Origin of the sequence: Pseudomonas sp. GM60 (assembly GCF_000282415.1) — a bacterium.
GTDB lineage: Bacteria > Pseudomonadota > Gammaproteobacteria > Pseudomonadales > Pseudomonadaceae > Aquipseudomonas > Aquipseudomonas migulae.
The window spans coordinates 1-26,240 of record NZ_AKJI01000161.1; the positions used below are offsets into that span (position 1 = coordinate 1).

The 26,240-nt window shown below is 52.4% G+C and carries 24 protein-coding genes; 9 read left to right on the forward strand and 15 right to left on the reverse strand.

What is annotated here, in order from left to right; translation table 11 throughout:
• Nucleotides 1–35 precede the first annotated feature (35 nt).
• On the reverse strand, nt 36–359 hold the full coding sequence (locus tag PMI32_RS02280; protein ID WP_008034830.1) for an antibiotic biosynthesis monooxygenase family protein: 324 nt from the start codon (nt 357–359) through the stop codon (nt 36–38).
• A complete protein-coding gene (locus tag PMI32_RS02275; protein WP_008034831.1) occupies nt 356–1,063 on the reverse strand; it encodes a CTP synthase C-terminal region-related (seleno)protein in 708 nt (235 codons plus the stop codon). The genes PMI32_RS02280 and PMI32_RS02275 overlap by 4 nt, the downstream gene beginning before the upstream one ends.
• A 15-nt stretch (nt 1,064–1,078) precedes the next feature.
• Between PMI32_RS02275 and PMI32_RS02270 the strand changes: the two genes are divergently transcribed.
• Complete coding sequence (locus tag PMI32_RS02270) at nt 1,079–2,020, forward strand: LysR family transcriptional regulator (RefSeq protein WP_008034833.1); 942 nt, start codon at nt 1,079–1,081, stop codon at nt 2,018–2,020.
• Between the two features lie 18 nt (nt 2,021–2,038).
• On the opposite strand, the gene PMI32_RS02265 is transcribed toward PMI32_RS02270, so the two are convergent.
• A complete protein-coding gene (locus PMI32_RS02265; protein ID WP_008034835.1) occupies nt 2,039–2,647 on the reverse strand; it encodes a TetR/AcrR family transcriptional regulator in 609 nt (202 codons plus the stop codon).
• A gap of 213 nt (nt 2,648–2,860) precedes the next feature.
• On the opposite strand from PMI32_RS02265, the gene PMI32_RS02260 reads away from it, so the two are divergent.
• The gene (locus PMI32_RS02260) at nt 2,861–3,907 is read left to right on the forward strand and encodes an MBL fold metallo-hydrolase (RefSeq protein WP_008034836.1); all 1,047 of its coding nucleotides are present in this window, start codon (nt 2,861–2,863) and stop codon (nt 3,905–3,907) included.
• A 48-nt stretch (nt 3,908–3,955) separates the two neighbouring features.
• On the opposite strand, the gene PMI32_RS02255 is transcribed toward PMI32_RS02260, so the two are convergent.
• Both PMI32_RS02255 and PMI32_RS02250 read right to left on the reverse strand, forming a co-directional pair.
• Nucleotides 3,956–4,273, reverse strand: coding sequence for a helix-turn-helix domain-containing protein (locus PMI32_RS02255; protein ID WP_008034837.1), 318 nt, complete (start codon nt 4,271–4,273; stop codon nt 3,956–3,958).
• A gap of 93 nt (nt 4,274–4,366) precedes the next feature.
• A complete protein-coding gene (locus tag PMI32_RS02250; protein WP_008034838.1) occupies nt 4,367–5,134 on the reverse strand; it encodes an AraC family transcriptional regulator in 768 nt (255 codons plus the stop codon).
• A 112-nt stretch (nt 5,135–5,246) separates the two neighbouring features.
• On the opposite strand from PMI32_RS02250, the gene PMI32_RS02245 reads away from it, so the two are divergent.
• The gene (locus PMI32_RS02245; protein ID WP_008034839.1) at nt 5,247–6,062 is read left to right on the forward strand and encodes a sulfite exporter TauE/SafE family protein; all 816 of its coding nucleotides are present in this window, start codon (nt 5,247–5,249) and stop codon (nt 6,060–6,062) included.
• 6 nt (nt 6,063–6,068) lie between these two features.
• Here the strand turns inward: PMI32_RS02245 and PMI32_RS02240 are convergent, their stop codons facing one another.
• From PMI32_RS02240 to PMI32_RS02225, 4 genes are read right to left on the reverse strand one after another with little or no spacing between them, the layout of a single operon-like run.
• The gene (locus PMI32_RS02240; RefSeq protein ID WP_008034841.1) at nt 6,069–7,058 is read right to left on the reverse strand and encodes a hypothetical protein; all 990 of its coding nucleotides are present in this window, start codon (nt 7,056–7,058) and stop codon (nt 6,069–6,071) included.
• Nucleotides 7,003–7,578, reverse strand: coding sequence for a P-loop NTPase family protein (locus PMI32_RS02235; protein ID WP_008034843.1), 576 nt, complete (start codon nt 7,576–7,578; stop codon nt 7,003–7,005). Before PMI32_RS02235 ends, PMI32_RS02240 begins: the two co-directional genes overlap by 56 nt.
• Nucleotides 7,578–9,500 (reverse strand): TnsB C-terminal domain-containing protein, encoded by a 1,923-nt coding sequence (locus PMI32_RS02230; RefSeq protein ID WP_008034845.1) that lies wholly within the window; start codon nt 9,498–9,500, stop codon nt 7,578–7,580. The genes PMI32_RS02235 and PMI32_RS02230 overlap by 1 nt, the downstream gene beginning before the upstream one ends.
• A 6-nt stretch (nt 9,501–9,506) precedes the next feature.
• Entirely contained in the window at nt 9,507–10,157 is a 651-nt protein-coding gene (locus tag PMI32_RS02225; protein WP_008034846.1) for a TnsA endonuclease N-terminal domain-containing protein, read from the reverse strand.
• A gap of 1,135 nt (nt 10,158–11,292) precedes the next feature.
• On the opposite strand from PMI32_RS02225, the gene PMI32_RS02220 reads away from it, so the two are divergent.
• Nucleotides 11,293–11,631, forward strand: a complete 339-nt coding sequence (locus PMI32_RS02220; protein WP_008034849.1) for a hypothetical protein — start codon at nt 11,293–11,295, stop codon at nt 11,629–11,631.
• A 138-nt stretch (nt 11,632–11,769) separates the two neighbouring features.
• Entirely contained in the window at nt 11,770–12,384 is a 615-nt protein-coding gene (locus PMI32_RS02215) for an MbcA/ParS/Xre antitoxin family protein (RefSeq protein WP_008034852.1), read from the forward strand.
• A 158-nt stretch (nt 12,385–12,542) separates the two neighbouring features.
• On the opposite strand, the gene PMI32_RS02210 is transcribed toward PMI32_RS02215, so the two are convergent.
• Nucleotides 12,543–12,752 carry a hypothetical protein gene (locus PMI32_RS02210; protein WP_008034853.1) on the reverse strand — a complete coding sequence of 70 codons (210 nt, stop codon included), beginning with the start codon at nt 12,750–12,752 and terminating at the stop codon, nt 12,543–12,545.
• Nucleotides 12,753–12,847: 95 nt separating this feature from the next.
• Nucleotides 12,848–13,198 carry a hypothetical protein gene (locus tag PMI32_RS30825; RefSeq protein WP_008034854.1) on the reverse strand — a complete coding sequence of 117 codons (351 nt, stop codon included), beginning with the start codon at nt 13,196–13,198 and terminating at the stop codon, nt 12,848–12,850.
• 115 nt (nt 13,199–13,313) lie between these two features.
• On the opposite strand from PMI32_RS30825, the gene PMI32_RS02200 reads away from it, so the two are divergent.
• The 3 genes from PMI32_RS02200 to PMI32_RS02190 are packed head-to-tail and all read left to right on the forward strand — an operon-like array spanning nt 13,314 to nt 16,698.
• Entirely contained in the window at nt 13,314–14,879 is a 1,566-nt protein-coding gene (locus PMI32_RS02200) for a recombinase family protein (RefSeq protein WP_008034855.1), read from the forward strand.
• Nucleotides 14,876–15,790 (forward strand): plasmid partitioning protein RepB C-terminal domain-containing protein, encoded by a 915-nt coding sequence (locus PMI32_RS02195; protein ID WP_008034856.1) that lies wholly within the window; start codon nt 14,876–14,878, stop codon nt 15,788–15,790. The genes PMI32_RS02200 and PMI32_RS02195 overlap by 4 nt, the downstream gene beginning before the upstream one ends.
• A 2-nt stretch (nt 15,791–15,792) precedes the next feature.
• Nucleotides 15,793–16,698 carry a plasmid partitioning protein RepB C-terminal domain-containing protein gene (locus PMI32_RS02190; protein ID WP_008034857.1) on the forward strand — a complete coding sequence of 302 codons (906 nt, stop codon included), beginning with the start codon at nt 15,793–15,795 and terminating at the stop codon, nt 16,696–16,698.
• 282 nt (nt 16,699–16,980) lie between these two features.
• On the opposite strand, the gene PMI32_RS02185 is transcribed toward PMI32_RS02190, so the two are convergent.
• The 4 genes from PMI32_RS02185 to PMI32_RS02170 all read right to left on the reverse strand — a co-directional run bounded on the left by PMI32_RS02185 (nt 16,981) and on the right by PMI32_RS02170 (nt 22,822).
• Nucleotides 16,981–18,108, reverse strand: a complete 1,128-nt coding sequence (locus PMI32_RS02185; RefSeq protein WP_008034859.1) for a hypothetical protein — start codon at nt 18,106–18,108, stop codon at nt 16,981–16,983.
• A 749-nt stretch (nt 18,109–18,857) separates the two neighbouring features.
• On the reverse strand, nt 18,858–20,363 hold the full coding sequence (locus PMI32_RS02180; protein ID WP_008034864.1) for a hypothetical protein: 1,506 nt from the start codon (nt 20,361–20,363) through the stop codon (nt 18,858–18,860).
• Between the two features lie 414 nt (nt 20,364–20,777).
• On the reverse strand, nt 20,778–21,473 hold the full coding sequence (locus PMI32_RS02175) for a DUF5677 domain-containing protein (protein WP_008034866.1): 696 nt from the start codon (nt 21,471–21,473) through the stop codon (nt 20,778–20,780).
• Between the two features lie 74 nt (nt 21,474–21,547).
• Nucleotides 21,548–22,822 (reverse strand): hypothetical protein, encoded by a 1,275-nt coding sequence (locus tag PMI32_RS02170; RefSeq protein ID WP_008034868.1) that lies wholly within the window; start codon nt 22,820–22,822, stop codon nt 21,548–21,550.
• 811 nt (nt 22,823–23,633) lie between these two features.
• On the opposite strand from PMI32_RS02170, the gene PMI32_RS02165 reads away from it, so the two are divergent.
• Nucleotides 23,634–26,237, forward strand: a complete 2,604-nt coding sequence (locus tag PMI32_RS02165; protein WP_008034870.1) for an AAA family ATPase — start codon at nt 23,634–23,636, stop codon at nt 26,235–26,237.
• Nucleotides 26,238–26,240: the final 3 nt, after the last annotated feature.

The following is a 26,240-nucleotide window of genomic DNA, read 5'->3' on the forward strand; positions in this document are numbered from 1 at the left end:
TGCCGGCGATGGCGGCCTCAAAAACACCACATCAATTACTGCTTAAACCCATAGGCCCGCTCAACCCTGCAAACCCGCGTACTGCACGCCGCATACCAGGTCGAGCGCCCACGCTCACGAATCGCGCTGTGCTCGGGATGATGTTTCCACGCCACAATCGCCGCCTCACTGGCCCAATAGGAAACCGTAATCCCGAGCCCATCCTCACCCCGCGCCGACTCCACACCGAGAAACCCCGGCTGCTCACGCGCCAGTTCAACCATGCGCTCGGCAGCCTCGGCGTAACCCTGATCGCCGTCGGTGCGCAACGAAGTAAAAATCACCGCGTAGTAGGGCGGTTCCGGTGTCTGGGCAATCATGATTTCTGCCTCACACACGCTTCGATCAATGCACTCACCAGCGGCGGCACAATTCCTTTGAGCGCGGCACGTTCAGGTTGAAACAGCGTGGCGACAAAAAACGGATGCCCGCGTAATTCCACCGCTCGCAAATCCTCCGTCGAATCGTGTCCCACCGCGGATAATTCCTGGCTTAGCAAATCCCGCTCAAACTCCGGATTCACACCATAACGGCAGCGATAGCCTTCACGAATCTCCGGTTTTTCGTACGCCTTGGCGATCAACGAACCTTCAACCAGATGAATGCTGTCGACGGCTTCCACTAGCGAGCAAGTCAGCGGTGTGAGCAACGCTCGCGTGGCATCGGGTGATGTCTCGCCGTGCTCGGCATCTCTCCACCCCAGAACGTTGCGGGCGTATTCGAGTACCGCGTGCTGAAAACCGCCACACGTACCGAGGAAAGGTCGCTGTTGTTCGCGGGCAAAGCGAATCGCTCGCAGCGCACCGTCTTCATTGCGGTAAGGACTGGCGGGCACGCACCAAAAGCCGTCGAAGTCTTGCAGCGGCTTGTCGTCGTTGATGCCGTCGGTGGCCAGCCACTGGAACTGCACGTCCAGTCCGGCGTGTTCGGCAGCCATGCCGAGGGCGACGGGAATCGCCTGGTGGGCGGTGACTTGCGGGTCGTAATCGCCGATCAGGGCGATGTGGATGGCGCTGTTTTCCATGAGGGCTCTCGACGCTTGTTGATTCCAGGGGCCCACTATAGATTGGCGTTCACGCACTCAACATTGGCGTTATCCCAAGTGATCAATGCAGCAACGCACTATCGACTGGACTACCCCGACCTGTCCCTGATCCTCGCCCTCGTGCGCGGCGGCTCGCTGGCCCGGGCCTCGGCACTGTTGAAGGTCGACGTTTCGACCGTGTTCCGCGCCGTGCGCCGACTGGAAGCCGCGCTGGGCCAGCAACTGTTCGAAAAAAGCCGCGCCGGCTACTTGCCCACCAGTCTTGCGCAGACCTTGGCCGAACAGGCTGAGCGCGCCGAGCAAGCGCTGGAGGCTGCGCGCATCGGCGTGGAGCAGGGCGGTGAAGTCATCAGCGGCACTGTGCGCCTGACCTGCACTGATTCGGTTTTACAAGGTTTGTTGTTGCCGGCGCTGGCGCAGTTCATGCCCGGCTATCCGGCGCTGACGATCGAGTTGAGCACGTCCAACGACTTCGCCAATCTCAGCCGGCGGGACGCGGACATCGCCTTGCGCCTGACTCGGAATCCGCCGGAACATTTGGTGGGTCGATGCCTGGCGCAGGTGTCGTATCGCGTCTGTGCGAGCACGGCATATCTGAAAACGGTCGATGCCGAAGACTTGGCCGCGCTGACATGGATCGCCCCGGACGACTTCCTCCCCGATCACCCCACCGTCGCGTGGCGTCGTCAGCAATTGCCCGGCGTCACACCGGGTTATCGTTGCAACAGCATGTTGTCGGTGACTGAGCTGGTGCGGGCCGGGCTCGGTGTCGCAGCATTGCCGGACTTTCTGATCGATGACGGGCTGCAACCGTTGAGTGAGCCGTTGCACGGTTACGACACCGCGCTGTGGTTGCTGACCCGCCCGGACTGTCGCGCCTTGCGTTCGGTGGTGACGTTGTTCGATGAGTTGGGGCGGGCGTTGAAATTGCTGTAATGCTTGTAGGCGCTTGATTCAGAGCTGGTAGCAGGCGAGGAACATGTCCAGCGCAGAGTCCACGACGGTGGTCTGCATCTCAGGCGAAAGGCCGGGCAGCCCCATGGAAATCTGCGGCCAGAACGCAAAGGATTTGAGCATCCCCTGAATCTGTTGAGCGGCAAACTCCGGGTCGACCGGCTTCAATCGCCCATCGGCCTGAGCGGCGCGAATCCACACGGTCAGGCCTTCTTCGCGTTTGCCCATTCTCTCGACCATGTTCTGCGCGCGCTCGGGGGAGTGGATGGTGGCTGCGATGGCGACCCGCGCCAGGTCGAGAAAATTGTCATCGCCCAGCATCTGTAATTTTGCCATCAGCATGCGGCGCATCTGCTCGCGCAACGGCAAGTCAGGGCGGTAGGCCGTTTCCTGTTCCGCCGTCACCCTGGCCCATAATTGATTGAGGATTTCGGCGAACAACTCTTCCTTGCTGGGGAAGTGGTTGTACACCGTGCGCTTCGACACGCCAGCGGTGGCGGCGATCTTGTCCATGCTGGTGATGTCGAAACCGTTGGCCCGGAATTCGGCAATCGCCGCTTGAATGATCGCTTCGCGTTTTCGGTCGGTCAGGCGCTGTGGAGCTGTCATAAGTACGCTTCGGCAGAAGAAATTAAGAATTACACTTGGCAGTTTACTTGTGATCAGCTTTGATGCAACCTAGAAACTACACTGTGCAGTGTAATGTTTCGTTAATCCTGCGCAGCCAAAAATAGAGTGTTCGGCTGATGCGTGCGTGCCTTGGCCATTTATCGTCCCACCGTAGAAACTGCACATCGTGCGGTTTCCTGGAGTCATTCAGTCATGGCCAATTCCACTAACGTTTCTGCACCTGAAGCGTCCCGTCAGGCCGAAGGGCACTTCCGCAACCATGCGCCCGTGCAACGAGGAGGCTTGCGCAAAATGGTGCGCATCATGTGGAACATGATCTTCCACAAACCCCGCAACACCCGCCCGACGACGGCCGTTCCGGTGCAACGCCTGACCCACGACGCGTTGATCGCCGCGCCCAACCACAGCGTCTATCGCCTTGGTCATTCCACGGTATTGCTGAAACTGCGGGACAAATTCTGGATCACCGACCCGGTCTTCGCCGAACGCGCTTCACCGGTGCAATGGGCCGGCCCGAAACGCTTTCACCAACCACCGATCAGCCTCGAAGAACTACCGCCGATTGAAGCGGTAATCCTGTCCCACGATCACTACGACCACCTCGATTATCAGGCCGTGCTCAAACTGGCGGACAAAGCCAAATACTTCCTCACGCCGCTGGGCGTCGGCGACACCCTGATCAAGTGGGGCATCGACGCCAGCAAAGTGCGCCAACTCGACTGGTGGCAAGGCACCGAAGTCGACGGCATCCAATTCGTCGCCACCCCGTCGCAACACTTTTCCGGCCGAGGCCTGTTCGATGGCAACAGCACGCTGTGGGCCTCGTGGGTGATGATCGACGCCGACACACGAATCTTCTTCAGCGGCGACAGCGGCTACTTCGACGGCTTCAAACGCATCGGCGAACAGTACGGCCCGTTCGACCTGACATTGATGGAAACCGGCGCCTACAACGTCGAGTGGCCACATGTGCACATGCAACCCGAAGAAACCCTGCAAGCGCACATCGACCTGAAAGGCCGCTGGTTACTGCCGATTCACAACGGCACCTTCGATCTGTCGATGCACGCCTGGTTCGAACCGTTTGACCGGATACTGGCATTGGCCTGGGAGCGCAGTGTTTCGATTACCACGCCGCAGATGGGTGAGGCGTTTAATGTGATGTATCCGCAGCGGGGGAGTGCTTGGTGGTTGGGGATGGAAAACATCGGCGATCAGGTGGAAATCCAGAGCGCATGACGTATTGAAGCCTGGCCGCTTGTGATGCAAGCGGCTCGTGCCGACACCTCACTCAACCATCGCAAAATCCGCCCGCCCCACCGAATTCGACTCAGTCCCTCTAACACTCATCCCCCGCCCCGGCGCAAACCCCGGGAAAAACACCAACCCCTGCGACTCAAATCGATACGCCAACGCCAGCCGATCAGCATCCGGCACCTCACGCTTGGCCTCAAAACGCTCAATCACATCAACCAAAACGCCAGACTCCCGAGACAGCTCATCAACGCTCCAACCCAACATCGCCCGGGCCTGGGCGCAATGGGTGGGGGTGAATTGGAAGAGAGCGATACGTTCCAGGGTGATTTTCATCGCATAAGAGGCCATGGTGTTCTCCGGGCTCGAGAGTGCTGATTCAAAATGTACTGTGTTTTTGTACAGTTGTTTTGCGCCCGGATCAAACTCATTTTTTGAATTCTGCTATTTCGCCCCTGCCAACCAGACGGACGGTGCCTGACCCAACACACGACGAAACATCGTCGAAAACGCCGCCGGGCTGTCATAACCGAAATCCAGCGCAATCCGCGTTACCGGCTCACCCACCGCCAATCGCGCCAGCGCCAGCACCACGCAGGCGCGCTGGCGCCACTGGCTGAAACTCAGGTCGGTCTGCTGGCGGAACAGCCGATTGAACGTGCGCAGACTGACGTGCATCTGATCCGCCCATTGCTGCGGCGATTGATGAACATCGGGTCGCTGCAAGAAGCCCTGGCACAACCCAAGCAGCCGCGTATCGACCGGCAGCGGAATGTGCAACGGCAAGTGAGCACTGCGCGCCAGCTCATGCAGCAGCAACTCGATCAACGCGCCATCGCGCCCGGTCTCGTCGTACGCCAGCGGAACCTCCACCGCCTCCATCAGCAAATGCCGCATCAACGGCGAAACACTGATCACCTGACAACGCTCGCCCAAATCCACTGCGCCCGGCTCGATGTACAAGCTGCGAGTGCTCACCCCCAGCATCAACACCTCATGCGCCACCCCCGCCGGAATCCACACCGCCCGCTGCGGCGGCACCACCCAGTTGCCATCGTGCGTGCCGACCTGCATCACCCCGGTCGCGCCGTACAACAACTGCGCCCGTCGGTGTGTATGACTAGGCAACACATGCCCGTAGGAATAATCCGTACCGATTGCCACCACCGACCGTGGCGTGTCATCCAGCAAATTAATCGAAACATTGCGCATCAAGCGGCTTCCAGCAGTTGGCGTAAACGCAAACATTATTGGCTCACTTGCTGAAGCAGGCCAAGCCACATCGCTCTATCGTCGCCCACTCTCAACCAACGGACGACGCACAATGTTCTACCTCCTGCTGACACTCTTCGGCTGCATGACCGGCATCACCGCCGTGCTGTTCGGCTTCGGCGGCGGCTTCGTCGTCGTGCCATTGCTATACCGCATGCTCATGGCCAGCCACGGTGCAGACGACCCCATCGGTCAATCGGCGATGCACATCGCCGTCGCCACCTCGACCTGCGTGATGATCGTCAACGCCCTGGTCGCCACCGGAAAACATCACCGCGCCGGTAATCTGATTCGCCATTACCTGTGGCCGTTGGGCGGGTTCATCGGGCTGGGCGCGGTGGGCGGAGCGGTGGCGGCGATGTGGGTGAGTGGCGAGGTAATTCGGTATGCGTTCATTGCCTACCTGGGCGTGACCATTGTGGATTGCCTGTTCAGACGCGGTTTTCTTACACACGCAGGTAATGGAATCCCACGGCGATTGGGGAGGGCAGAAGTGTCCGGAGGCGGTGTAGGAATCGGCGCCATCGCCACGTTTCTCGGCGTAGGCGGCAGCGTTATGACCGTGCCATTGTTGCGTCGATGTGGGTTGAGCATGTCGCAGGCAACATCCATGGCTAATCCACTAAGCCTGCCCGTGGCGTTGGCCGGGACGGTGACTTACATGGCGATGGCGGGGTTTACCGAATTTGATTTGGGGTCGTGGTTTGTCGGTTATGTGGATCTGCTGGCGTTTGCGGTTTTGACGATGGGGTCGTTGGTGGGGATTCGATTGGCCACGCCGTGGATTGGGCGGATTCCGGATCGGATCCATGCGCGGGTGTACATCGGTTTGCTGGTCGTGGTGATGCTCAGCATGTGCCTGAATTGAACGCCGTCACTTCGCCTCCAACCCCGGCGCCTCACGAATAATGAAGTGATCCAGGTTCTCGATATTCGCACTGAACACCCCGAACGTCTGCTCGGGGTTTTTCTTGCTTGGCACCTGCTTCAACTCCGGCGTCACGCCATAAAAGAAACAAAACAACTCCGCTTCACTGTCGATGGCGTGCTTGATCTCTTCCAGAAACGCTTTGCGCTTGCGGTAGTTCTCGATCAACTTCTTGCTCAAGTAAACGTTGACCGAATAAGGCTTCTTCTTCGCCTCATCCGCTTGCTTGAACCAGACCTTCTGCTCGAAATCGATGCGAAAGCTCTGCGTGTAATCCTTGATCTCCTTGATCTTGCCCCAGTAAATCAGCCCCTTGTTGTCCGTCAGGTATTCGATCTTCTTGAAGAACGACCCATAAGGCGCCGTGTGCTCGCCAATCTTCAGCGGCACGCGCTTGAGCAGTTCCTTGTCCTCGAAGTTCGACACAAAACACTCCACCGGGTGGGCGAAGACACTGGTCTTGTCCGGTGCTGATTCGTGGCTTGGGTGTTCGCTATCGCTGGGCTGTGTAAGAGGTTTCGGATCGTCCCGCGTTACATCCGCCGCAACCGCCGGGTTCGACGGCTTACGCACATACTGACGCCGAGTCAGCAACAACTCCGACGGAAAATGCTCCTCGCGACTGTCATCCGTTTCCGCACCGTCCGCATCCACACCCGACGCCGGCGCCTTGAGACTGACATAAGGACAATCCGCCACATGCCGGGTGCTGGGCGTGTTCTTGAAGTGCGGGGTGCGAACGTAATTCACGTTTTTGGCGTTGAACGTCGTCAATACGTTTGCCGCATCGAACGCCGCTCTACAGGCGTCATTGGGGCATTGGAAGTGTTCCTTGGCGGAATCGAAATCCATGGTTTCGTCGAAATTCAAATCGCGCACGTCATAGATCGACAACTTGTCGTCGAGGCTGAGGCAGTAGGCGAGGTCGAATTTCATGGTGGGCTCGGGTCCTTGAGTGGGGAAGGGTATTAATAGCGGGAGGCGAGCCGGGTTGCACCCACTCTTTTAAACACACTAAAAAATCAACGGCAACACACCGTCCCTTGTAGGAGCGAAGCTTGCTCGCGAAAAACCCAAGAACACCACGGGGCATCTGGTTAAAAATGGCCGAACTATTACCAGTGACGTTGTCGGATCCCAGCTTCTGCAACATTGTAGTGGTCAGGCTTTTTATCGTCGCGCCTGCGTCTAGGGAGCAGTAAAACGCCGGGACGATCTCAGTAGTTCCGGCTTCTGTAGTTATGATTCTCTTCTCCCCCAAAAGGCTCAATGCAATCTTGGAGGCAGTAGATTTTCCTGTACCCGGTTCGCCAGTCAGGAGTGCAGATGCCGGTTCTCCTCGCATCATCGTCGCTTCGATGCTGCGAGAAATGCAATCCATTGCCTCGGCATATTCAGGGTGGATTACGACAAATTGTTTGAACTGGTCGAGCTTGGCTTGGATTTCGTTGTTCATTATTGCTTCCTGGGCAGTAGGACAGTTTCGTAGTCGTCGGTATCGTCATCAGGCATGTCTTCAATAAGTTCAAAGTCAATTTCCTCAGGAAGCTGAATGTTTTCGTCGATAAACCGTGTATCGACCCCAATTTCGGTAAGTGGGGTGGTGAAGTGGTTTTCATCATTACGAGGTTCGCGCAGGCGAGCGCGCTTACGCCGTGCATTGTTCGTCTTGCTCTCGCTCAGGGCCTGCCAGATGCGGGGCAACGTCTTCCTGGCTTCTTCGCCGGTGAATTGTTTTGCCTCCTCCTTCATTTTTTGTTGAACCAGTTCATGTTCGAACAGTGACAGGTCGTATTGGTATTCATGCACCGCATCGGCCTGATAAAGAACCCCGCTGTTTGGGTCACACACATGGACGATGCCGAGGTTTGTACGGTCGTATAGGACTTCAACCTTTTGTCCTGGCTTCAATTGACTCTGGACATGGGATAGTCCTGGGCCACTCCAGCTCAAGTTTTTGAACCGAACACGGCCGCGGTTGATGGTGCAGAAATGCGTTGCCATGCAAATAAACTGGACGTCTCCAGCCGTGAAGACTTTTGGCGGATTCATTTTGTCCAAGTTTCGCTCCCACAGAACGTTGGCTGGCAGGTGGCGGTGGCCGTGGGCTGTTTTGTTGTAGTAGTTTTGAATCCAGTCTGTGAGGATGTTGCGCAACTCATCCAGCGTCATTACAGCTTCGCCTTCAGAGTCATAATCTCCTCGCATTATCGGATTCGATTTCGTCGTTCCGTGCAGTCCGTGAATGAGCTGCATGTTCAATGTGCGGAAAAACGATTCAATGTGTGGTTTCTGGTTAGGCTGACCCTTGGAGCAAAATCGAACCGTGAACCCCATACGGTTGGCTATCGAAAGCAACGATGCGTTGTAGAACTCTGCACCGTTATCCACGACTAGTTCTTCCATGAGCCCAGCCGGTGAGCCGTCCTGACGCTCAGACAAAGTATGGCGTAGTGCACTGGCTGTCTTTTCGAAACACGGCGGAGTAAACGAAAGGCTCCAGCCAATGACGGAGCTGGTGAGTACTTCCAGCAACGCGGTGAGGTAGGCGCGACCAATGTACAGGCCATCTTCTCCCACAAGTTGTACGTCGACTTCCTGAGTATCCGCTTCGACCCGAGCCAACAGCCTGTCAGGGCAATGGATCCCTTTGCCAAATCCATGTTTCTTTTCTGCGGCCTTTCGGCCAAGCCGGGCGACGTCCACCGTGTAGCTAGGAAGCACCTTCAGGGCACGGTAAAAAGTTGACGGCGAAGGAATATCCAATTTGGAGTCGGATTGGCGGTTCAATTCTTCAAGGTGTGCAACGAACAATTTGTAGACCATAAGCCCCGGTGGCTTAGTGCTCTTCAGGTAGTGATTGCGGATGTAGTCCTGCATGACATCCAGGGATTCCTGGCTCAATCGCTTGGTTCGCAGCTGCTTTCCTGTCGGTGCGTCCATCAGGGAGAAGGTGTTGTGGCCGTTGTCCAAAAAGCGTTTTTTGAGCTGGTACAGTTTTGTGTATTTCGGTGGTTTGGGATCACCCAATTCAACTGCCATCTTCTCCACCGCAGCGATGGTTTTTTCCCGAGGGAGCGCGCCGTGGAACATCTCCAGAAGCTGCTGGACGTAGTAAGTAGCACGGTCAAACCGCAGTCGCTTTGAAGCGTCTTGCCTCACCATTTCCAGCGCCTTTTTTTCATCCAACAGTGCACTGGACACGGGCACAAGTCGCCCCTGACGAAGGAGGGGGTCGACCTCTGACTCGGGCAGGTAAATGGAACCTTTGTGGTTCACACCGCGCATGAGAATGCGACCATGGTCACGGGCGATGACTTCAACTAGCTCGCCATTCAGTTGGTAACGTGCACCCGGCTGTACATCATGTTTGTCCATCGTGATTTACCCCCAGAAGACTTGGCTGTTGGTTGAAATTGGCTTGTTCCAGTCACAACGCAGATCCAACTCGAAAATCGCCGCAGATAGCGCTGCTGGAGATGGCGGTGAGGGCAGCGCCAGAAGGTCGCAAATTTTCATAGGCGAGGTCAGCACGCAGAGCTGGTCGCGCAAATAGGCTTGCTCAAGTGGAGTAACTCCACGTGCCTGGCAATAGGTCTTGATCAGATTATTCAATCGGGGTTGTTGGCGAATATGGCTCGCGGTGAGCAGTTCGAAGTCGTCACCGCGCTCACGTAGGCGCTGGGTAGCTGCGCGATACAAGGCGAGGTATTTGGGCTTGAGAAAGACGTTGTCGGGCTTAATTTCAACGAACTTGGTCAAGCCGTTCGCATAACGAACGGCAAAGTCGGGCACATAAGTTCGGGACTTTCCCTCAACTTCCAGGACCAACCGTTCGGGTTGTGCGCGATAGCTGACGACATTTTTGTCCTGTTCCCACAGGAAACAGGCGTCAGCCTCTAGCCGCACTTCGCAGACGATTAGTTCGCCGTTTTTTCGGGATGGAAAGAAGGTCGTCTGCTTTCCATATTGACTGCGTTTTATGTTTCTTAGGGGCGAGGATGTCCCGCCGTCTTGAGTTCGGAGTTTTTTCATGATGTATGCTCGTCAGAGTTGTTTAGAGATTGGTGGCCAAGTTTCGGCTTGTCAAATGGCTTGCTGGCTTAAACGGCATAACATCATGTGGCCTCCGGGGTTTCGGTGTTTTCTATATTGACAGTTTCGAGGTGTGTGTATGTAAGTCAATAACTTACGTTCTTGCTTTTTTTATTATTATATAGGGTTAATCGGTTTTATTGTCCGACGAGCGGGCGCGCGAAAACCTTCAGCGCAAACGAGCTATTGAGGAATACTAGAGTTGTGATTAATAGGAAATAGCCGCCAGAAGCCGAATATCCCTATGGGAAATCAGAAGGTACGTAATAACAGGAGGGGGGTAGTGAAAGAGTGCTTCATAGTTGCCTTCGCATTGCAGGTCGGACTGACCTGATGCCTGCGGACTATGACAATTCTTTTTTGAAAAGTCAATAGGTAAGTTGCTCGTGGAGCATCTTTCAGTAGGGCGTACCGGCGTGATCACCATCGGCTATCACGAGGGAGAGGTCCTAGGCTATGGGCCCCAACCCTCCTGTTTGGGAGCCCAACGGCTGCCCCCAGAGTCGTTGGCAATGGCCAGTCACCATCTACGCTTTCGCTCGTTAATGACAAAAATGTAACTCAAACCGCCTGCGTAACTTTTCTAGTAGGAAGGGGGTTGACACGATGCTTTGATCGACTAAGTTAGTTTCATTGCTTCGTTCAATTGAAGTGTTGACGAGTTCTTCGAGGGCAGTCATGAAACAAATCAATCGTCCCGACTTTCATTTTCTTTGTCTTGTGCGAGTCGATTCGTTCGGGGCCCGAAGGCGTTCGGGATCCATCCGATGATCGAGTTAGAGATTTTTCGCCAACGAGATTAATGGCTATTACGGGGCGAAATCCAGGCGTAGGATTTTTCGTCTGCGTGTTTTGCGCTTTCCTACATCCAGAGAGAGCTGAGTTTTTTGATCACTTCGTTCACGTATTAAACGTGCGCGATAGAACTCTATCTGCTCAAGCCTGAGAGCACTTATGAACTCGCCTTTTAGCTTTCGCGCCTTGTGCGTGTTTCGGCGTTGTAAACACATTGGCTGCGTAATCCGGAGCTGTTTTTAGGGTTGTTTTTTGACGCTGCATTTACGGGGGGAAAAAGATGATCAGCCCTTATAAAGCAGTTCTGCTCGTCAATGCGATGTTAGAGGACTACCCCGATTACGTGATTACCGGGTATTTGATGGACGTTTACATCAGCAGCTATTGCGCAATAGGGCATGTTTACAAAAGTGTCGACTATCGCGATGGTGCATTAATGCTTTCAGAGGAAATCAGCAGGGTCGTCGAGTACGACCGACGCTACCTGATCGAGACGGTCGATGGCGAACGCTTGCTGCTGGTGAATTTTCATCCGTGCGGTGGGCGCAAGTCGCTGAAGTTTTTGCTTGAGCTATTCACCAGCGGAGCCATGACCGGCTCGCGTTATTGCGTGCAGTGAGGGTGTGGATTCGATGCGTATGAGGCGGCGAGGTTTACGTGATGAAAATGATTACGCCCAGTCGCTCAATGAAGTCAAGTTGCGAGCCGTTGCGGTGATTCATCGCTTCCACTGACCTGCCAGGAGGTTACCGAAAACATGCAAGAACAACTCGATGCACTTCTGTGTACGCGATATCCGGCCATTTTTTCAGCAGAGGGTTCGGCCGACCAACACATATTCGGTTTCGAATGCGGCGACGGTTGGTTCACGCTTATCGATGGGGCGTGTGAATTGATTCAGCGTCACATCGAGACCGATGGCGCTCAGCAGCTTCGGGCTTTGCAGGTGAAACAAAAATTTGGTGGGCTTCGTTTCTACTACAGACATGGCAACGGCTACACCGCTGCTGCGGTGGAACTCGCTGAATCGCTATCGCCGCATGTGTGTGAGGTATGTGGCGCCGTCGGTAAAACGGTGGTGCTTTTCGGTTGGATGCAGACGCGTTGCCCGACCCATGTGCTCACGACTATTCATGAGGAGCCACTCCTGACTAATGTGAGGAATGGGCTTCTGCTCGCTCCTCCAATGGGGGCGTTGCTAGGCGCGGCATTGGAGTTCTTTGCGCTTGATGGTCAGGCTGCTGCGCGGTGGTTGACTCAGCCAGCACCTGCGCTTGGTCATATCATTCCGTTGGAGTTGGCAGGATCAGAGGATGGCCAGCGCCAGGTACTGACTCTAATAGGGCGTCTTGAACACGGCATCACGCCATGAGGTGCGAAATCGCAGCGTTCATGACCTCGTATTTGCATACGAGCTAGCCATTCATTTACGTTGGGGTGGGTTACCGATTGTAAAAAAATTGACCCGACAGGACATCAAATCTGAAAGGCTCATAACGACACAAAGTCGTTGGTGGTGTACGAGTGCAATCACTCCGGCGTCATCATCACAGCAAGCGTCATCTTGATGAACTCCTCATTACGATCGATTGCAGTCAACGCGCCGCGCACATTCTCCGCGACATCGCCTGATCCTCGCTGCTCAACCCAATTTGTGAGTTCCAAAATCGCCGCTTCCAAGGCGAGTTGGTTTTCATTGAGCTTTAAAAGCAGTGAAGGGAGCAGGTCTGAGTGTGGCATGGCGGTTCCTCCTTGGAGTACAGATGTATGACATCCCTGGAAGATTAGTCGAACCGCCGAGCAACGGAGCCCAAAGTAAAACCACGTCAATCCGGCTACGGTTCGTTCACAGCGGACAAACAGCAGTCAATGGCATTCACCGCCCTCATCAGATCACTTCTCAAGGAAGGAAGCGTCGTGCGCATTACCGCGCTGTTTCGCTCCGCCATGTCTAAGAAGCTAGCCAAGGCGGCGTCGGAGTGTTGAATAAGACGAGCTAGATGCTCTCCTCGGGGGCCACACGTTCCTTTTAACCAGTTTTTCGCAGTCCGTTCGTTCGCATTTGTCCATCTCATCAGCGTTTTCACGGCTTGGTGGGTCGAGCCCAACTCACTTTGTAATGCTATCGCTAACCCCGACGCATACTCTTGTCTGTTCGGAAAAGTTTTGCCCTTTTTAGTAAACATTTTTCCTCCTGCGATCCTCTATGGTTGAAAAACACACCGCTTGCTTGAGTAGCAGCAGAACGGGTACGCCCAAACGGCGCACGTCCAGTGTGGATGCACGCAGGGGCTATTGCGTATGCACAGTCGTAAAAGTGCTCATTCGGAAAACTCATCCCAAGACCCAGGTTTGGCAGCGGCTTATGTCCGCATGTCCACAGAACATCAGCAGTATTCAACTGAAAACCAGCTAGACACCATCAAGCTTTACGCAGCGGCGCATTCCCTCGAAATCGTCAAAATTTATACCGACGCGGGCAAGAGTGGTTTGCGCCTGGAAGGACGTGATGCGTTGATTCAACTCTTCAGCGACGTTGAGAGCGGGGTGGTTGGCTTTTCGACGATTCTCGTTTATGACGTCAGCCGCTGGGGGCGCTTTCAAGATCCGGACTTGGCCGCCAGCTTCGAGGTTCGTTGCCGACAGGCAGGTGTCTCGGTTCATTACTGCGCAGAGCAATTTTCCAATGACGGCTCTCCCGTTTCTAACATCGTCAAAAGCCTGAAACGCATGATGGCTGGCGAGTACAGTCGGGAGCTGTCCGTAAAAGTCTTTGCGGGGCAATCCCGACTTATTCAATTGGGGTTTCGGCAGGGTGGGATGGCAGGGTATGGGCTCAGGCGTCAGTTGGTAGACGCAGGCGGTAACCCCAAAGCGGAACTGGCGATTGGCGAACACAAAAGCATCCAAACCGACCGCGTAAAGCTTATTCCTGGACCGCCGGAGGAGGTTGCAACCGTTCATTGGATCTACCAACGATTTGTTGAAGGCGGTTACTCGGAGATGGAGATCGCGCAACAACTGAATAGTCGAGGACTCCAGAATGACTTAGCCAGGCCGTGGACCAAAGGGGGCGTCCATCAGGTCCTGACCAACGAGAAGTACATCGGCAACAACGTCTGGAACCGGTCCTCCTTCAAACTTAAACAAGAACATGTGCGGAATGATCCAGACCAATGGATACGCGCGGACGGTGTCTTTCCTGCTTTAGTCGACCACGTACTGTTCGCCGCCGCCCGAGAGATCATCCAGTCACGCAGCTATCGCATGCCCGACGCGGAAATGCTGGAGCGGCTCAAAAAACTGTACGAGAAAGCTGGTTATTTATCGGGCCTGATCATCAATGAGTCTGACGACTGTCCCTCCAGCACGGCGTATCAACATCGATTTGGCAGTCTTCTGCGCACGTATTCGCTCATTGGCTACACTCCATCGCGAGACTACGACTACGTTGCAGCCAACCATCATCTTCGACTGATGCATCCACTGATGCTGGCTCGAACGGTGGAGCACATTCAGCAAGTAGGGGGAAGGGTTGCCATCGACCCAACCAGCGACCTGCTCCAAGTCAACGAAGAGTTACTGATTTCTCTCGTCCTGTGCCGCTGTCAGCGCAGTGGCTCGGGAGCAAATCGTTGGAAAATACGCTTCGATGTTGGCCTCTCACCGGATATCACCGTTGCCGTCCGTATGGAGCCGGGGGAAGAGATCACCCGCGATTACTACATCCTGCCGACCCTTGATATTCAACAGCCCAACATTCGTCTGAGTGAGTCCAACGCCTCCAACCTGGAAATCTATCGCTACGACAACCTCGAAGCGCTCGCGCAACTGTCTCGTCGCACTGTCGTGGGGAGAGCCGCATGAATATGCCGCAACACCCTCGAAGCCCCCACCATGTAGGTGAAGCGACGACCGTCCAAATGGTCAGTCTGGATCGTATCCGCGTCCTCAATCCCCGTGCGCGCAACAAACAGGTGTTTGCCAAGCTGGTCGAAAACATTTCGAGCTTGGGCCTGAAGCGACCGATTACGGTCACCCCCAGCAGCGACCAAGACAATACTGGGTTTTTCGAACTGGTCTGCGGGCAAGGCCGATACGAAGCCTTTTGTGCGTTGGGCGAGCGAGAAATTCCCTGTGTCGTCATCAGTGCCAGTGAAGCCGACCGGTTTCTGATCAGCCTGGTTGAAAACCTAGCCCGCCGTAAGCACACAAACAGGGACTTGCTCTACTCCATTCAAATCTTGTCAGAACGCGGCTACACGACCAAACAGATCAGCGTCAAAACCGCCCTGGATCCCGCTTATATCAACGCCATCCTCCTGCTTCTGCGTCAAGGAGAGGAACGGCTCATCGCCGCTGTCGAGAAAGGCTGGCTGCCCATCAGTGTTGCGACCGAAGTCGCTAGATCCAGTGATACCGAAGTACAAGTGGCCATGATCAAGGCTTACGAGACAGGTGTCTTGAAAGGTGAGCAGTTGATCAAGGTCAGACGCCTGATCGATAGGCGTCGATTTTTAGGGAAACACTACGGTCAGCAAAGAAAAGCCGCCGAGCAACCGACGACGCCTCAAAAACTGCTGAGTACCTACCAGACTGAAGTCAGGCGCCAACGAGTCATGATCAAAAAAGCCGACATCAATGAACAGCGCGTATTGATCATTGTCACCGCCATGCGCCGACTACTGGCCGACGACTATTTCTGCACGCTGCTGCGCAGCGAGAGCATCGCGGACATGCCGAAGTCGTTGGCTGACCGCATTCAAGGTGAGGGATAAACATGGGGCAGGTGAAGCAGGGCTTTGAGCGGCAGATCATCCCGGTCCTTCTCGACCGAATTCTCCCAACCCGATCTCTGGATAAGGACATAGAACAGACTAAAAAGTACTTAACCATCCTGACGTCCATTCGAGAGTTGGGTGTCATTGAGCCACTTGCGGTGCATCGACAACAGACCAATGTGGAGGGGGCGGCAGCCTTCGTGTTGCTCGACGGCCATCTTCGCCTGCACGCCCTCAAAGCGCTGGGCGCCACTGAGGCACTATGCATGCTGTCCATTGATGACGAAGGCTTTACTTATAACCGGCAGATTAACCGCCTAACCCCCGTGCAAGAGCACAAAATGATTCTCACCGCTGTGCGTAAAGGTATTTCCCCTGCCCTGATCGCCAAGGTCTTGGGCATCAACATCGAGCGCATCCATGAGCGGCAGCGCTTGCTCGATGGCATCGCGCCCGAAGTGGTGGAAATGCTGAAAGTCAAAATGGTCAGCCAAGGTGTATTCCGCACATTAAGAAAAATGAAACCAATTCGCCAAATCGAAACCGTAGAGCTGATGGTGTCCGCCAACTGCTTCACCCAGACCTACGCCGACATGGTACTTGCCGCTTCACGCCCAGACATGTTGATCGAAAAAAAATCCAAGCTCCCTGCCGAGGTCAGCGTTGAAGAATTGGCGAGGATGGAGCGGGAGATGGAAAAGTTGTTTCACGATTACAAGGTCGTGGAGGACACGCTGGGAGAGACGATGCTGTTTTTGGTGGTTGCCAAGGGGTATCTCGCCCGTCTGCTGCGCAATGAAACCATATCGGGCTACTTGAACCGTTGCCACGGCGAACTTCTGGTGGAGTTGACGGCGATCATGGACGCGGTCAGCACCGACGCCAGAAAGCCTGAGCGGGAGTGAGCGATTCAGGCGCGTGTCGAATCGTGTTTGTTAATCCTCCGGTGGAAGGAGGATAAACCGCCAAGATCGGCCAATTGCGCCGCGTTCTCCCGGTCGGGGGGGGGCAGCGCGGCGAACATTTGGGCCTTTTGCCGCGTATCCAACGCCTGTTACCAAGTGTCCCTGCGACATCGCCGCATGCTCAACACGCCGCGCCTGTTTGCGCGGGAACATTTGTGCAACGGCCGATGCCGCGCGAGGTTCGTTCGACAGGGGGGCAGGTCAGTCATGGCCCTGTTTTCCTCAAGACGGCGGCGGAGGGTCTTCATCCAGGATAGACGCGGCGCTGGGCGTGAGCGGATCCAACCAATCGGCCATACTTCGTCCCCAGTGCAGCAACGACCGCTGATCAGCATCAATGTCGTACCCCTGGTGGTGTTCCAGCGCCGCAAGGTATTCCCGTATACGTGCGGCGCGCTGCCAGCGTAGCGCCTGGTCTTCCAGTTGGGCCAAGCGCGCCCGCTCCAACGCTTGCACGTGCTGGCGTTGCACATGGGCTTGTTGGACCGCCTCGCGCTCAGCGGCCTCAACCGCGTACCGCTCTTCGCGCAGAAGGATCTCGACCGCTCGGGTCACCATCAGCACGATCACGTGATTGAGCTGATCGTCGACCGAACGGGCGCTGGAGTCGCTGACTTTTCCGCCGAAACCGTCGCTGACAATCAGCTGCAATTTGCCCGTGGGCCGAAACTGCCACTTCGGCCAATACCCCGCCTCACCGGCGGCGGCTTCAGCCCGCTCTGTAGCGGTGGGCTGATAGTCCAGGCGATGCGTGGGCTCATAAAAACGGACGGTCAACGCCACTCCCAAGACCTTCACTTCTATGCGCTGCCGTCCCGATGACAGGGCATAACCCCGTACGTCCAGGGCTTGCAACAGGGCATTGGCCACGCACAAGGTGCGCGGCAGCAGCGCTGGCGAGACGGAAATATCCAAGGTGCCGGCGGTGGTTTGCGGCAACCCCCGCGCATCAATTCTGGGGCGTTGCAGCGACGCCTGGGCCGCCACCACCACGGGGTGCCACTCTTGTACCGACGTCAATACGCGGATGCGGTTTTCCGCTCGCGCCTCAAACGCGATCACCGCCGCCAACCGAGGATCGACGGGGGGAGCGGAATCCGGAGTCGCTCGGCGAGTGGGGCGTCGCAAGGCACTGGGTGAACCGGTGTACGCCGGCAAAGCGGGGACAGCCGGCACCGCTTTACCCGCCGCCCGCTTGGCCCAATGCCCTTGGGCGGGGCGCGGAATGTTTAAACGGGTGCACAGTTTGGCAAGACCCACATTCGACAGGCCGTAGCGGTGCGCGATCACGGTCAGGGGTTCGGCCCAGACCTCCGCCAGCAGCTGCGCGCGATCATACAGTTGCCCCATGCGCTGATCCCCCAGTGGATGAACCTACAGCTGATTGAACCGAAATCCGATTATGCGCAGCGCGGTTCAAAATCCCCATTTGCCAGCTGGCGCGCGATTCCAAGGTTCCAGTGCGTAGCGACCGTCCAGTGCGCTACCTATTCAGGCCTGGCGGGCATGAATCGATCTGCGGATGGCCAGCGTCAGGTATTGACGCGCATAAGACGTCTTGAACAGCGCAATCACATCCATGATGTGTTAAATCGCAGCGCTCAATACCACGAATTTGCAGCAAGCCCCTGCAAACTTGCAGGGGCCGATGATGGCAAGCCGGGTTGATTGCAGCTCACCGAAACTCACGGCCAACGGGAGACATAGTGTCCCAATCGAAGTCGACGCTGTGCTTGGGTGTTTCAGCCAGCAGCGTATCAAGGTCGAGTCGCACTTTGCGAGAACCCTGCCGGGAATTTTCAGGCGCAGAGATTTCAGGACTTGAAGGGCTACGGTTGATCTTGGTGTGTTGTTTTTTTCGGGGTGCCATTGCAGATCTCCATAACGTTCAAGAACATTCTAGCTCAACGCAATTCATGTGTGGTCGGCTTACCTAAAGGTGACCGTAGAAGGGGTTAGTGGGGGGACTGCTGCTACCCACATCTGCTTGTAACTTACCCAAGCTAATCCAAAAGGGCGCGGCACTATTGGGTTCTTCCCACTTCTGTGCGCCTTAAGTAGCAGCGTTTACCTATTAGGCTAGTTTGTTGCTAGTGTTTTTAGTTTTTCTCGAAAGCTTCCTCGTTACTGGCTAACTCGTTTATGTTGATTTCCATCGTGATCGCAGCGTTTGTTTTAACCTTCGCGGGGGTATATCTTCGTAAACTAGTAGAAGGTTTATCTTGGAGTGAGGATTCAAAAGCGCGAATAGCTTGGTCAATTCGCTTACCTGCCATTGGGAGCTTTTGCTTTTTTTTATGTTGACGAATATCTATTCCCCAAAAGTCGCTGTACATCATTTCGTGTACCCGAATAATCTTTGTACTTGCAATTTTTTCGAATAAATTGGTTTCTCCGAAAAGTTCTCGGAGGTCATATTCATCTTGAAATGTTAACGCGACTAGAAAGAAATAGGACGCTTCGGTGTGGTTGATTTGAGCTTTGATCAGGTCGAAGTATGGCTCTCCGTCAAGGTGTGTAGGTAGAGAGCGAGCGGTGTGGCGTAGGAGAAGTTTGAAGGTCTCCACAAGTCTTTTTTGTTTTTCTAGTTCTACGCTGAGAATCTTGAAGTTTCTAAAGTACACGTAGTCGAGTAACAGGATCTCTTGTTTTGAAAGCCTTTTATTTTCGTATTTGCTTAAAGTAACTTGTGGGATGGCGTTGACATTATGGGTCCTGAGCGAATTGTAAGCCCTATCGATTGCCCCCCGTATTACTTGTCTTCCTACAAGGTCACCTTTGTTGTTAGTTACCTCTGCTAGTGTTTTTGAATAAATGGATAAGAGCCTATAGAACACCTCTTCGTAATGCTGGATTTCTTCGAATTCTCGCTTTGTTGTTGACTCTTTTTCTTGGTGAGAGATCTGCTTTTGTTGATAAAGAAGCGTAATAATTAACCCGCCAAAAGCTAGGCCAGAAAATAAAGAGTTAAGTACGCCGAAGCTGTCACCAAATTGGCCTCGTTTTTCTATGCTATCCCCTTTTAAGGGGAAGTAACCATTATAAAATAATAAAAATATCGCCAGTGTTATCAGGATGGGAAGAGTCCACCAAAATTTTTTGAGGCGATTTTTCGTACGTTCAATTGTTTTAGTAAGTTGGTGGGTTATTTCAGTGTTATTGGGTTTTATTTTTGTTTGATTGAATGATGTTGAAATTCCTCCACAAAAAATTCCCCAGATTAGTGTTTGAACTAGAGATGGGGCTAGCTGTGCGGAGCAAGTAAAATGCAATATTTCACTATCCATATTGCTTGAGCAGAACAAGCCAATTACTTTAGTGGTAGCATAATACGAGGCAGAGGCAATCACTGAACTCCAAAGCGGGAGAAGCTCAATTAATATTTTGTGTTTTTCTGTCAGCGTTTTGGGTAATGCAGAGCCCGATAGGATAGTTACTATCATGAAGACTGCCCAGCTCGCTAAAGCTACAGATAAGTTTTCGAAGTAATTACCTGCTAGCTCAACTAGCATTGACCTTGAGATCTGTGGCTGGGATGGCAGAGCAGAAATTGCCAACAGAGGGCCGCATATCGCAAACGTAAGCAAACTCTTAATTGGCTTCACGGGCAATTGGATTCCATAACAGTTGGCTCGATAGGAGATCGGGGCGGCAATATGCCATGCCAACTACGTCTGTATCAACCGCCAGTCGAGTACACCAGCAGTGAAAACTGCTTTTTTCTAATGGAATTGGGCTGCTGCAAGGCTTCTGGGATGCTCTTGCACGCCCTAAAGCAAGAGTCACCGGTATGTAAAAGCCCGGTACAGTGGAATGGTGGCTGTTTACGCTTGATTTAGTTAGCGTAAGCAGAACATGAAGCTAGCAAACTCATAGTACAAAATATACTTTTTGAGTTGGTTGGCATACACAACCCGAGGACTTGTAATGAGTGGGCCGGAGTCTGATGTTTGATTCCTACTGCCGAGATATTAAAAATAACTAATGGTTAAGCTACATCTTGTTATGCTCTCGGGGCTTCAGCTTTTCAGATCTTCGGGGATGTTGAAATAGTCGCTAGTGCGACTAAATGTATCCCACGCATATAGCTGAGCACGAATCTGTAAGATTATTTGTGTTTGAAGAGATGCTGCATGAATACGGTCATTGACAAGATATGAGCTGGGATGAACAATTTTTGAAAATAACCTATACAAGTTGCTGTGCTCGTTAGAAATTCCTAGCGACTTGGCTTTCTGAGCGGCAGTTAAGGTAGATTTTTCCGCTGGTAATTGGTACTTGACTCTCAAATTATGCAGCTTTTCAATTTCGGTTTGTAAAATTAATTTTTGTTGAGTCGTTTCGGTGGTGGATTGTATTCCAAGGATCCCCTCGTAAATTTGAATTTTGTCGGTAATTACTTCTGAACACCAGGCCTGGATATAGGCTGGATCCTTCAAAGCTAACCGTAGCTGAAGGTTGAGTTCGTAGAGACTGCGTGTTGCGAGACCAAGTATTGATATATGCTGATTGATTGATGTGTTTAAAACTTCTATGTAGTCAATTGTGGAGCGGAATAAATTTAGAAACACAAGGTTGTCATTAGTGTGCTCTGTGTTCTCAGCTATCCACTCTGATACTATAATGAACTTACGATGCATATCTTGGATGGCTGTTTTTAGCTGATTTTCGTTTCCTTCGACCATGTAGTCATTTAAAGATTTATCAGATTGCATGTTTGCCTCGTGAAGTAGGTTTGATTTTATAGTGTTGGTGTTCATTGGTAACTTTGATTAACGATATGTAAAAATTACTTCCTATCAAGAACAAGGTACTCATAGTAGTAAAGTGCTTTTATTAAATGGTGGAGGTAATGCATTTCGCGAAATTGGATTAGTATCATTCGCATAAAGCTCAAAAATGTTATTTCTATCTTGCTCTCTTGTCTTAGCCCCTGTTTTGTAGGGTAGCAAGCGATGATTTGCGTCAATTCGTCATACTCAAAGGTGTAATGAGCAATCGAATTTCGGATGTCGGTGTTCAATAGTCCTTCATCGAGTCTGTACCAGCAACTATCCAAATATTTAATTTTTTCGGAGAGCACCTTGTCGGCGAATTTATCGAGGCTCGAAAGCGCTGGTCCATCTTTGTTAGGTAAAAAGGAATTATGATCGCCTCGATGTAGTAAATTGTTAATTCCGGCTACCAGGGCCAACTGTCGTCCAACTATCTCGGATAAATCCTTGTACATATCTTTACAAGATTCAAATCCTAGTTTAGAGATTTTTGCTGAGCTTTTTTTACCCTCCTGACCTGTGCAAAAATCGAGAAATATAGCTGGACGCATATAGAGTTCTAATTCAAAGATACGACCGTAAAGGCTTAGGCAGTCTCGTTGAAGTCCATCAAGGAAGCCCGTCTCTCTTATGGAGGCAAAGAATTCATCAAATTTTGATTGATGAGCTTTTGAAAGTTGCATGATTATTTGCGGGTAGCGCCTGGTGACCTCTTGAACAGTTTCTTCCTCAAGAAAAGCTGATGTAACTCTGGACAGTACGGTATAAAGTAAAAGATTGATATCCTGCGGCGCCAGAGAAGGACTAAAATCTTCTTTCAAAAAGTCGATAGCTTTTTTTCTGAACAGTTCTTTATTTTCTCTGGGGTACAGCTTAAGGAGTTGCTTTACTTCATTAAATCTTTCTCCGAAATGGTTAAGTATGTCTAGTCTTATTCGGAATATTTCTATAGCTGGTATTCCGTTTATTAGGTATTTGTCGTCGTCGACCATTTGGCTTGCAACTAAATAAGGAGTCATTCCCATTACATATTTATTGCTCCAAATTGGAAAATCTAAATGTAGATCAATAAAAAATTGAGCTTGATCTTCGAAGGATCCTCTGTCGAATTTCATCTCTGTCGCGTTACGTAAATCGCTGAATGACATATCTTTAATGTCAATTTCAATGGGTACACCACACCCCTCGCAGAGAAAAGATAAAGGTTGAAATTTTCGATTAGACATCCCTAGACGACAATGAGTTACTGCTTGACATGTATCACATGTGATAATTGTATTAATGTTCATGGGGCTTCCGTCTAGATAGATAATCCTTAAGATGTCTTATAGCATATTATGAAATTTTGTAAAATTCTAGTGGCAGAGCGTGCTAGTTGCTTGCTGCGCGGCGATAGCTACGAAACTTGATCGCACCTTTCAAAATTAATAATATGCAATTATGTTTGTGGCCGAAATTATGGAATGTTTTGGTTTGGATAGCAGAGAGGGTAGGCTGCATGTCGGTATTTTGTGGTAAAAATCTAGTTTTTCAGCGTAAACGTTTAGTTGAGGAAGAGGTAATTAAGTTTAGCTAGGTCATGAGGTAGTGCCGAGTTCAGAGGTTGAGCAATATACGGGGTTTTGAGTAATGCTCTGAATCGTAAACCAGCTATTTTGCGTAAACCGGATAGGTTTACGCAAAAAAAGCTGGTTTACGATGTTGTTCGTCAGGTCGAAGGATGTTGGATCTAGATAAATGAACAAGACGGTTCAGCAAAATTCTTTTTGGCGCTGATTGAAGCTTTGCTGCGTGGGAATTTCGTGCCCAAAGGCCGACTGTTTACATATCATGGGGACGGAAGTCCCGCCTTTTCCTAGTAAACGTTTGTTCTGTTTAGAAGCACGAGTCGCCCCTCGCTGTAAAAACCGTCTTTGGATACCTAGCCCTCATTCCCTTTTGCCTCGTTGAAATGGATTCGGGCTGGTGCTTCGCTGGTCATCGGGGAGGGCGACGTTTTTGTGAATTCCGAGTCATGATTGTTCTCCTGATTATGTGCTATACAGCGCAAAGTGTGCTTGAAGCACAGTTCGATATGAAGGCGTAGGTGAGGAGGGAGTCATGTCCACTGTGCTAAAGGAATACGAGCGCTTCATAACTTGGCTGGCTGGGCAAGCTCCAGAGAATGATGTCAAACGTCTAGCCAATATCATTTTTCAGAAACTACACGAACTGGTTCCTGCTGGGACGGCCGCGCGTAAGCGTTCGAAAATCCTTGCGCCCTTTGCGACTGATCTATGGGGGCAGACTTCTATTGAGCTTGATGAGCATGAAGCTGCCCATCTCGCAGATGAGCGTCAATGGACAAGGCTTCATCAGTTGCAGGTTGGCCCTTTTCGGGGCTTTAAACTCAGCGAGACCTTTGAGCTTCAAAAACAAATTACCTTGATCTATGGGGCCAACGGAGCAGGCAAAAGTAGCTTTTGCGAGGCCCTGGAACTTTCTCTGCTTGGAGAAGTTAGTGAGGCGGATGTCAAGCGAATTCAAGGTGATGCTTATTTCAGAAATGCTTGGGCGGGGACCTACGCACGACCTTCTTTAACAGTGCTAAGTGCCGAGGGACACGCAGTACCTGTGCCTCCTAATGAGGAGGAATACCGATTCTGCTTCGTTGAGAAAAATCGGATTGATGCTTTTTCACGCCTGGCGTCACGTACTACAGCTGAGAAAACAAAGCTAATTGCAACGTTGTTTGGTATCGATCAGTTTGCCGAATTTGTCAGAGGATTCAGCGATGAATTAGACCCCCAGCTGGATTTGCTCGGGGTTAAGTCCCAGCAACTTGCCATTGCTAGATTAGCCCTCCGCACGGCTGAGGAGTCTGTTGCGGCAGAGGTCGTGGGAGAGGCCGCTTATCGAGGGGAAGAGCATGCCGTTTGTGCCATGTTTCCCGAGCCTATTTCCTATGATGAGCTGAGAGCATTCATTGGTTCCCCAGAAAAGCCAGGAAGGTTGGAGGAAATCAGAAAGACCCTTGAGCAGCCCCTTCTACCTACACTTGGCGTCACGCAAGCTGACCTCAATAGTGCATTACACACACTATCGGTCAACGATAAAGAGCTGCTAGGTAGGCAGGAAAAGCTGGCTTCTCGCAGCAGCGAAGTTTCATTTCAACAGCTTTTTACCGCTGTTGAAGCCCTCCAAGAGCAAATGCCTGATCGCTGCCCAGCTTGTGATACCCCCTTATATGGTGATCACATAGTGCTTCATGATCCTTACGAAAAAGCCAAGGAGGGGCTCGTTAGTCTTGGGGAGCTGGCTAAGCTCCAAGGAGAGATTAAGACGATTGAAGATTCGCTTGCAGCAGCTGCAACAGCATTTCACAACCTGTTAACGAAGATCAGTGCGAGCCTTCAGCCAGCAGGTGTCCAGGTCCCGCAACTGGGCCAAATAAACCAGCGCTGGTGGGAGACTATAGGTCCTGCGGACGGAGTCTTGTGGTGCAAAATCTTGGAGGTGGCTTCCACGATAGAGCAGCAGGACGAGCGAGCTGCAAAGGATTTACTGAGTCGGACAGCCTTCGCTGAGGAGAGGGTTCGCCTGGAGGAAATTGATCGCTTGATCTTAGGCCTAGAAGGAAGAAAAACGGCCTGGAAAGCTGAGCTTAACGCTGCCCATGAACTCATAGAAAAATTTGAGGCAGACAACCGAGAGCTGATCCTTGAGGTGGCGCACGAGCGTCCTAGAGTCGAGCTTCAGCATCGAATAAAAAGGGCATACGACTCCTTGGTTCCGATGCTCAGGCGTTACCTTGGAGATCTTCCAGGAACCCTGCTAGCCGACCTCGGTGAAACCACGAAAGATCTATACAACGCGTTCAACCGTGAAGATAGACATGAGGATAAATTGGCTCAGCTCTGGCTGCCAACTGCACCTGAAGGGAAGATCGAGTTAGCTTTCTGTGATAGCCCGCTTGTCCGGAGAGATGCTTTACACATCCTTAGTGAAGGCCACATACGCTGCCTTGGCCTTGCACTTTTGGTAGCTAAAAATATCAAGCAAAATAGCCCAGTACTGATTTTTGATGACGCCGTAAACGCGATTGACGACGACCACCGTGACGGAATTTGGAGAACAATCTTCGAGGATGGTTGGCTTGGTGAAAAACAGGTGATCCTGACCTGCCACGGCCAGGAGTTTATCAAAACCATCCAACAAGGCTTGGGGGCAGAGAGGGTCAAGACGGACTGTGCTTACTATGAGTTACTCCCCCATGATGGGGATCACCATCCATTGGTAGACACGCAGCCCCCGACGAAAAACTATGTATTGAGCGCACAAGAGTATTTGGCCCGCCAAAACAGCCGAGATGCACTGTCTCAGTCTCGTCGAGCTTTAGAGTCACTCTCGAAGCAGCTTTGGAAGTGGATATCAAAACTAGCACCCGACCCCGTCAAGTTGACTTATCGGGCTCCTGGAGCAAAGCCTGAGCTGAGGAATCTGTGTGAGCAACTTAAGGCCATTCTGGCAAAGCCTCAGTTTGTGCATGCTCGAAAGGAACAGATGCTCGCTGCACTCACTCAGCTATTAGGCATTAATGGAGCCTCTCCCGAATGGGCATATTTGAATTCGGGCACTCATGAGGATGAGCGCTTCGAGTTTGATCGTGGAACAGTCCGAGGAATTGTTGATGCGTTAACCCAGATCGACATGGCCCTTCGCTAGAAA

Bases quoted from the DNA above. Each gene is read 5' to 3' on its own strand.
- PMI32_RS02280 (WP_008034830.1), bottom strand. From the start codon at position 359: ATGATTGCCCAGACACCGGAACCGCCCTACTACGCGGTGATTTTTACT.
- PMI32_RS02275 (WP_008034831.1), bottom strand. From the start codon at position 1,063: ATGGAAAACAGCGCCATCCACATCGCCCTGATCGGCGATTACGACCCG.
- PMI32_RS02265 (WP_008034835.1), bottom strand. From the start codon at position 2,647: ATGACAGCTCCACAGCGCCTGACCGACCGAAAACGCGAAGCGATCATT.
- PMI32_RS02260 (WP_008034836.1), top strand. From the start codon at position 2,861: ATGGCCAATTCCACTAACGTTTCTGCACCTGAAGCGTCCCGTCAGGCC.
- PMI32_RS02255 (WP_008034837.1), bottom strand. From the start codon at position 4,273: ATGGCCTCTTATGCGATGAAAATCACCCTGGAACGTATCGCTCTCTTC.
- PMI32_RS02250 (WP_008034838.1), bottom strand. From the start codon at position 5,134: ATGCGCAATGTTTCGATTAATTTGCTGGATGACACGCCACGGTCGGTG.
- PMI32_RS02245 (WP_008034839.1), top strand. From the start codon at position 5,247: ATGTTCTACCTCCTGCTGACACTCTTCGGCTGCATGACCGGCATCACC.
- PMI32_RS02240 (WP_008034841.1), bottom strand. From the start codon at position 7,058: ATGAAATTCGACCTCGCCTACTGCCTCAGCCTCGACGACAAGTTGTCG.
- PMI32_RS02235 (WP_008034843.1), bottom strand. From the start codon at position 7,578: ATGAACAACGAAATCCAAGCCAAGCTCGACCAGTTCAAACAATTTGTC.
- PMI32_RS02230 (WP_008034845.1), bottom strand. From the start codon at position 9,500: ATGGACAAACATGATGTACAGCCGGGTGCACGTTACCAACTGAATGGC.
- PMI32_RS02225 (WP_008034846.1), bottom strand. From the start codon at position 10,157: ATGAAAAAACTCCGAACTCAAGACGGCGGGACATCCTCGCCCCTAAGA.
- PMI32_RS02220 (WP_008034849.1), top strand. From the start codon at position 11,293: ATGATCAGCCCTTATAAAGCAGTTCTGCTCGTCAATGCGATGTTAGAG.
- PMI32_RS02215 (WP_008034852.1), top strand. From the start codon at position 11,770: ATGCAAGAACAACTCGATGCACTTCTGTGTACGCGATATCCGGCCATT.
- PMI32_RS02210 (WP_008034853.1), bottom strand. From the start codon at position 12,752: ATGCCACACTCAGACCTGCTCCCTTCACTGCTTTTAAAGCTCAATGAA.
- PMI32_RS30825 (WP_008034854.1), bottom strand. From the start codon at position 13,198: ATGTTTACTAAAAAGGGCAAAACTTTTCCGAACAGACAAGAGTATGCG.
- PMI32_RS02200 (WP_008034855.1), top strand. From the start codon at position 13,314: ATGCACAGTCGTAAAAGTGCTCATTCGGAAAACTCATCCCAAGACCCA.
- PMI32_RS02195 (WP_008034856.1), top strand. From the start codon at position 14,876: ATGAATATGCCGCAACACCCTCGAAGCCCCCACCATGTAGGTGAAGCG.
- PMI32_RS02190 (WP_008034857.1), top strand. From the start codon at position 15,793: ATGGGGCAGGTGAAGCAGGGCTTTGAGCGGCAGATCATCCCGGTCCTT.
- PMI32_RS02185 (WP_008034859.1), bottom strand. From the start codon at position 18,108: ATGGGGCAACTGTATGATCGCGCGCAGCTGCTGGCGGAGGTCTGGGCC.
- PMI32_RS02175 (WP_008034866.1), bottom strand. From the start codon at position 21,473: ATGCAATCTGATAAATCTTTAAATGACTACATGGTCGAAGGAAACGAA.
- PMI32_RS02170 (WP_008034868.1), bottom strand. From the start codon at position 22,822: ATGAACATTAATACAATTATCACATGTGATACATGTCAAGCAGTAACT.
- PMI32_RS02165 (WP_008034870.1), top strand. From the start codon at position 23,634: ATGTCCACTGTGCTAAAGGAATACGAGCGCTTCATAACTTGGCTGGCT.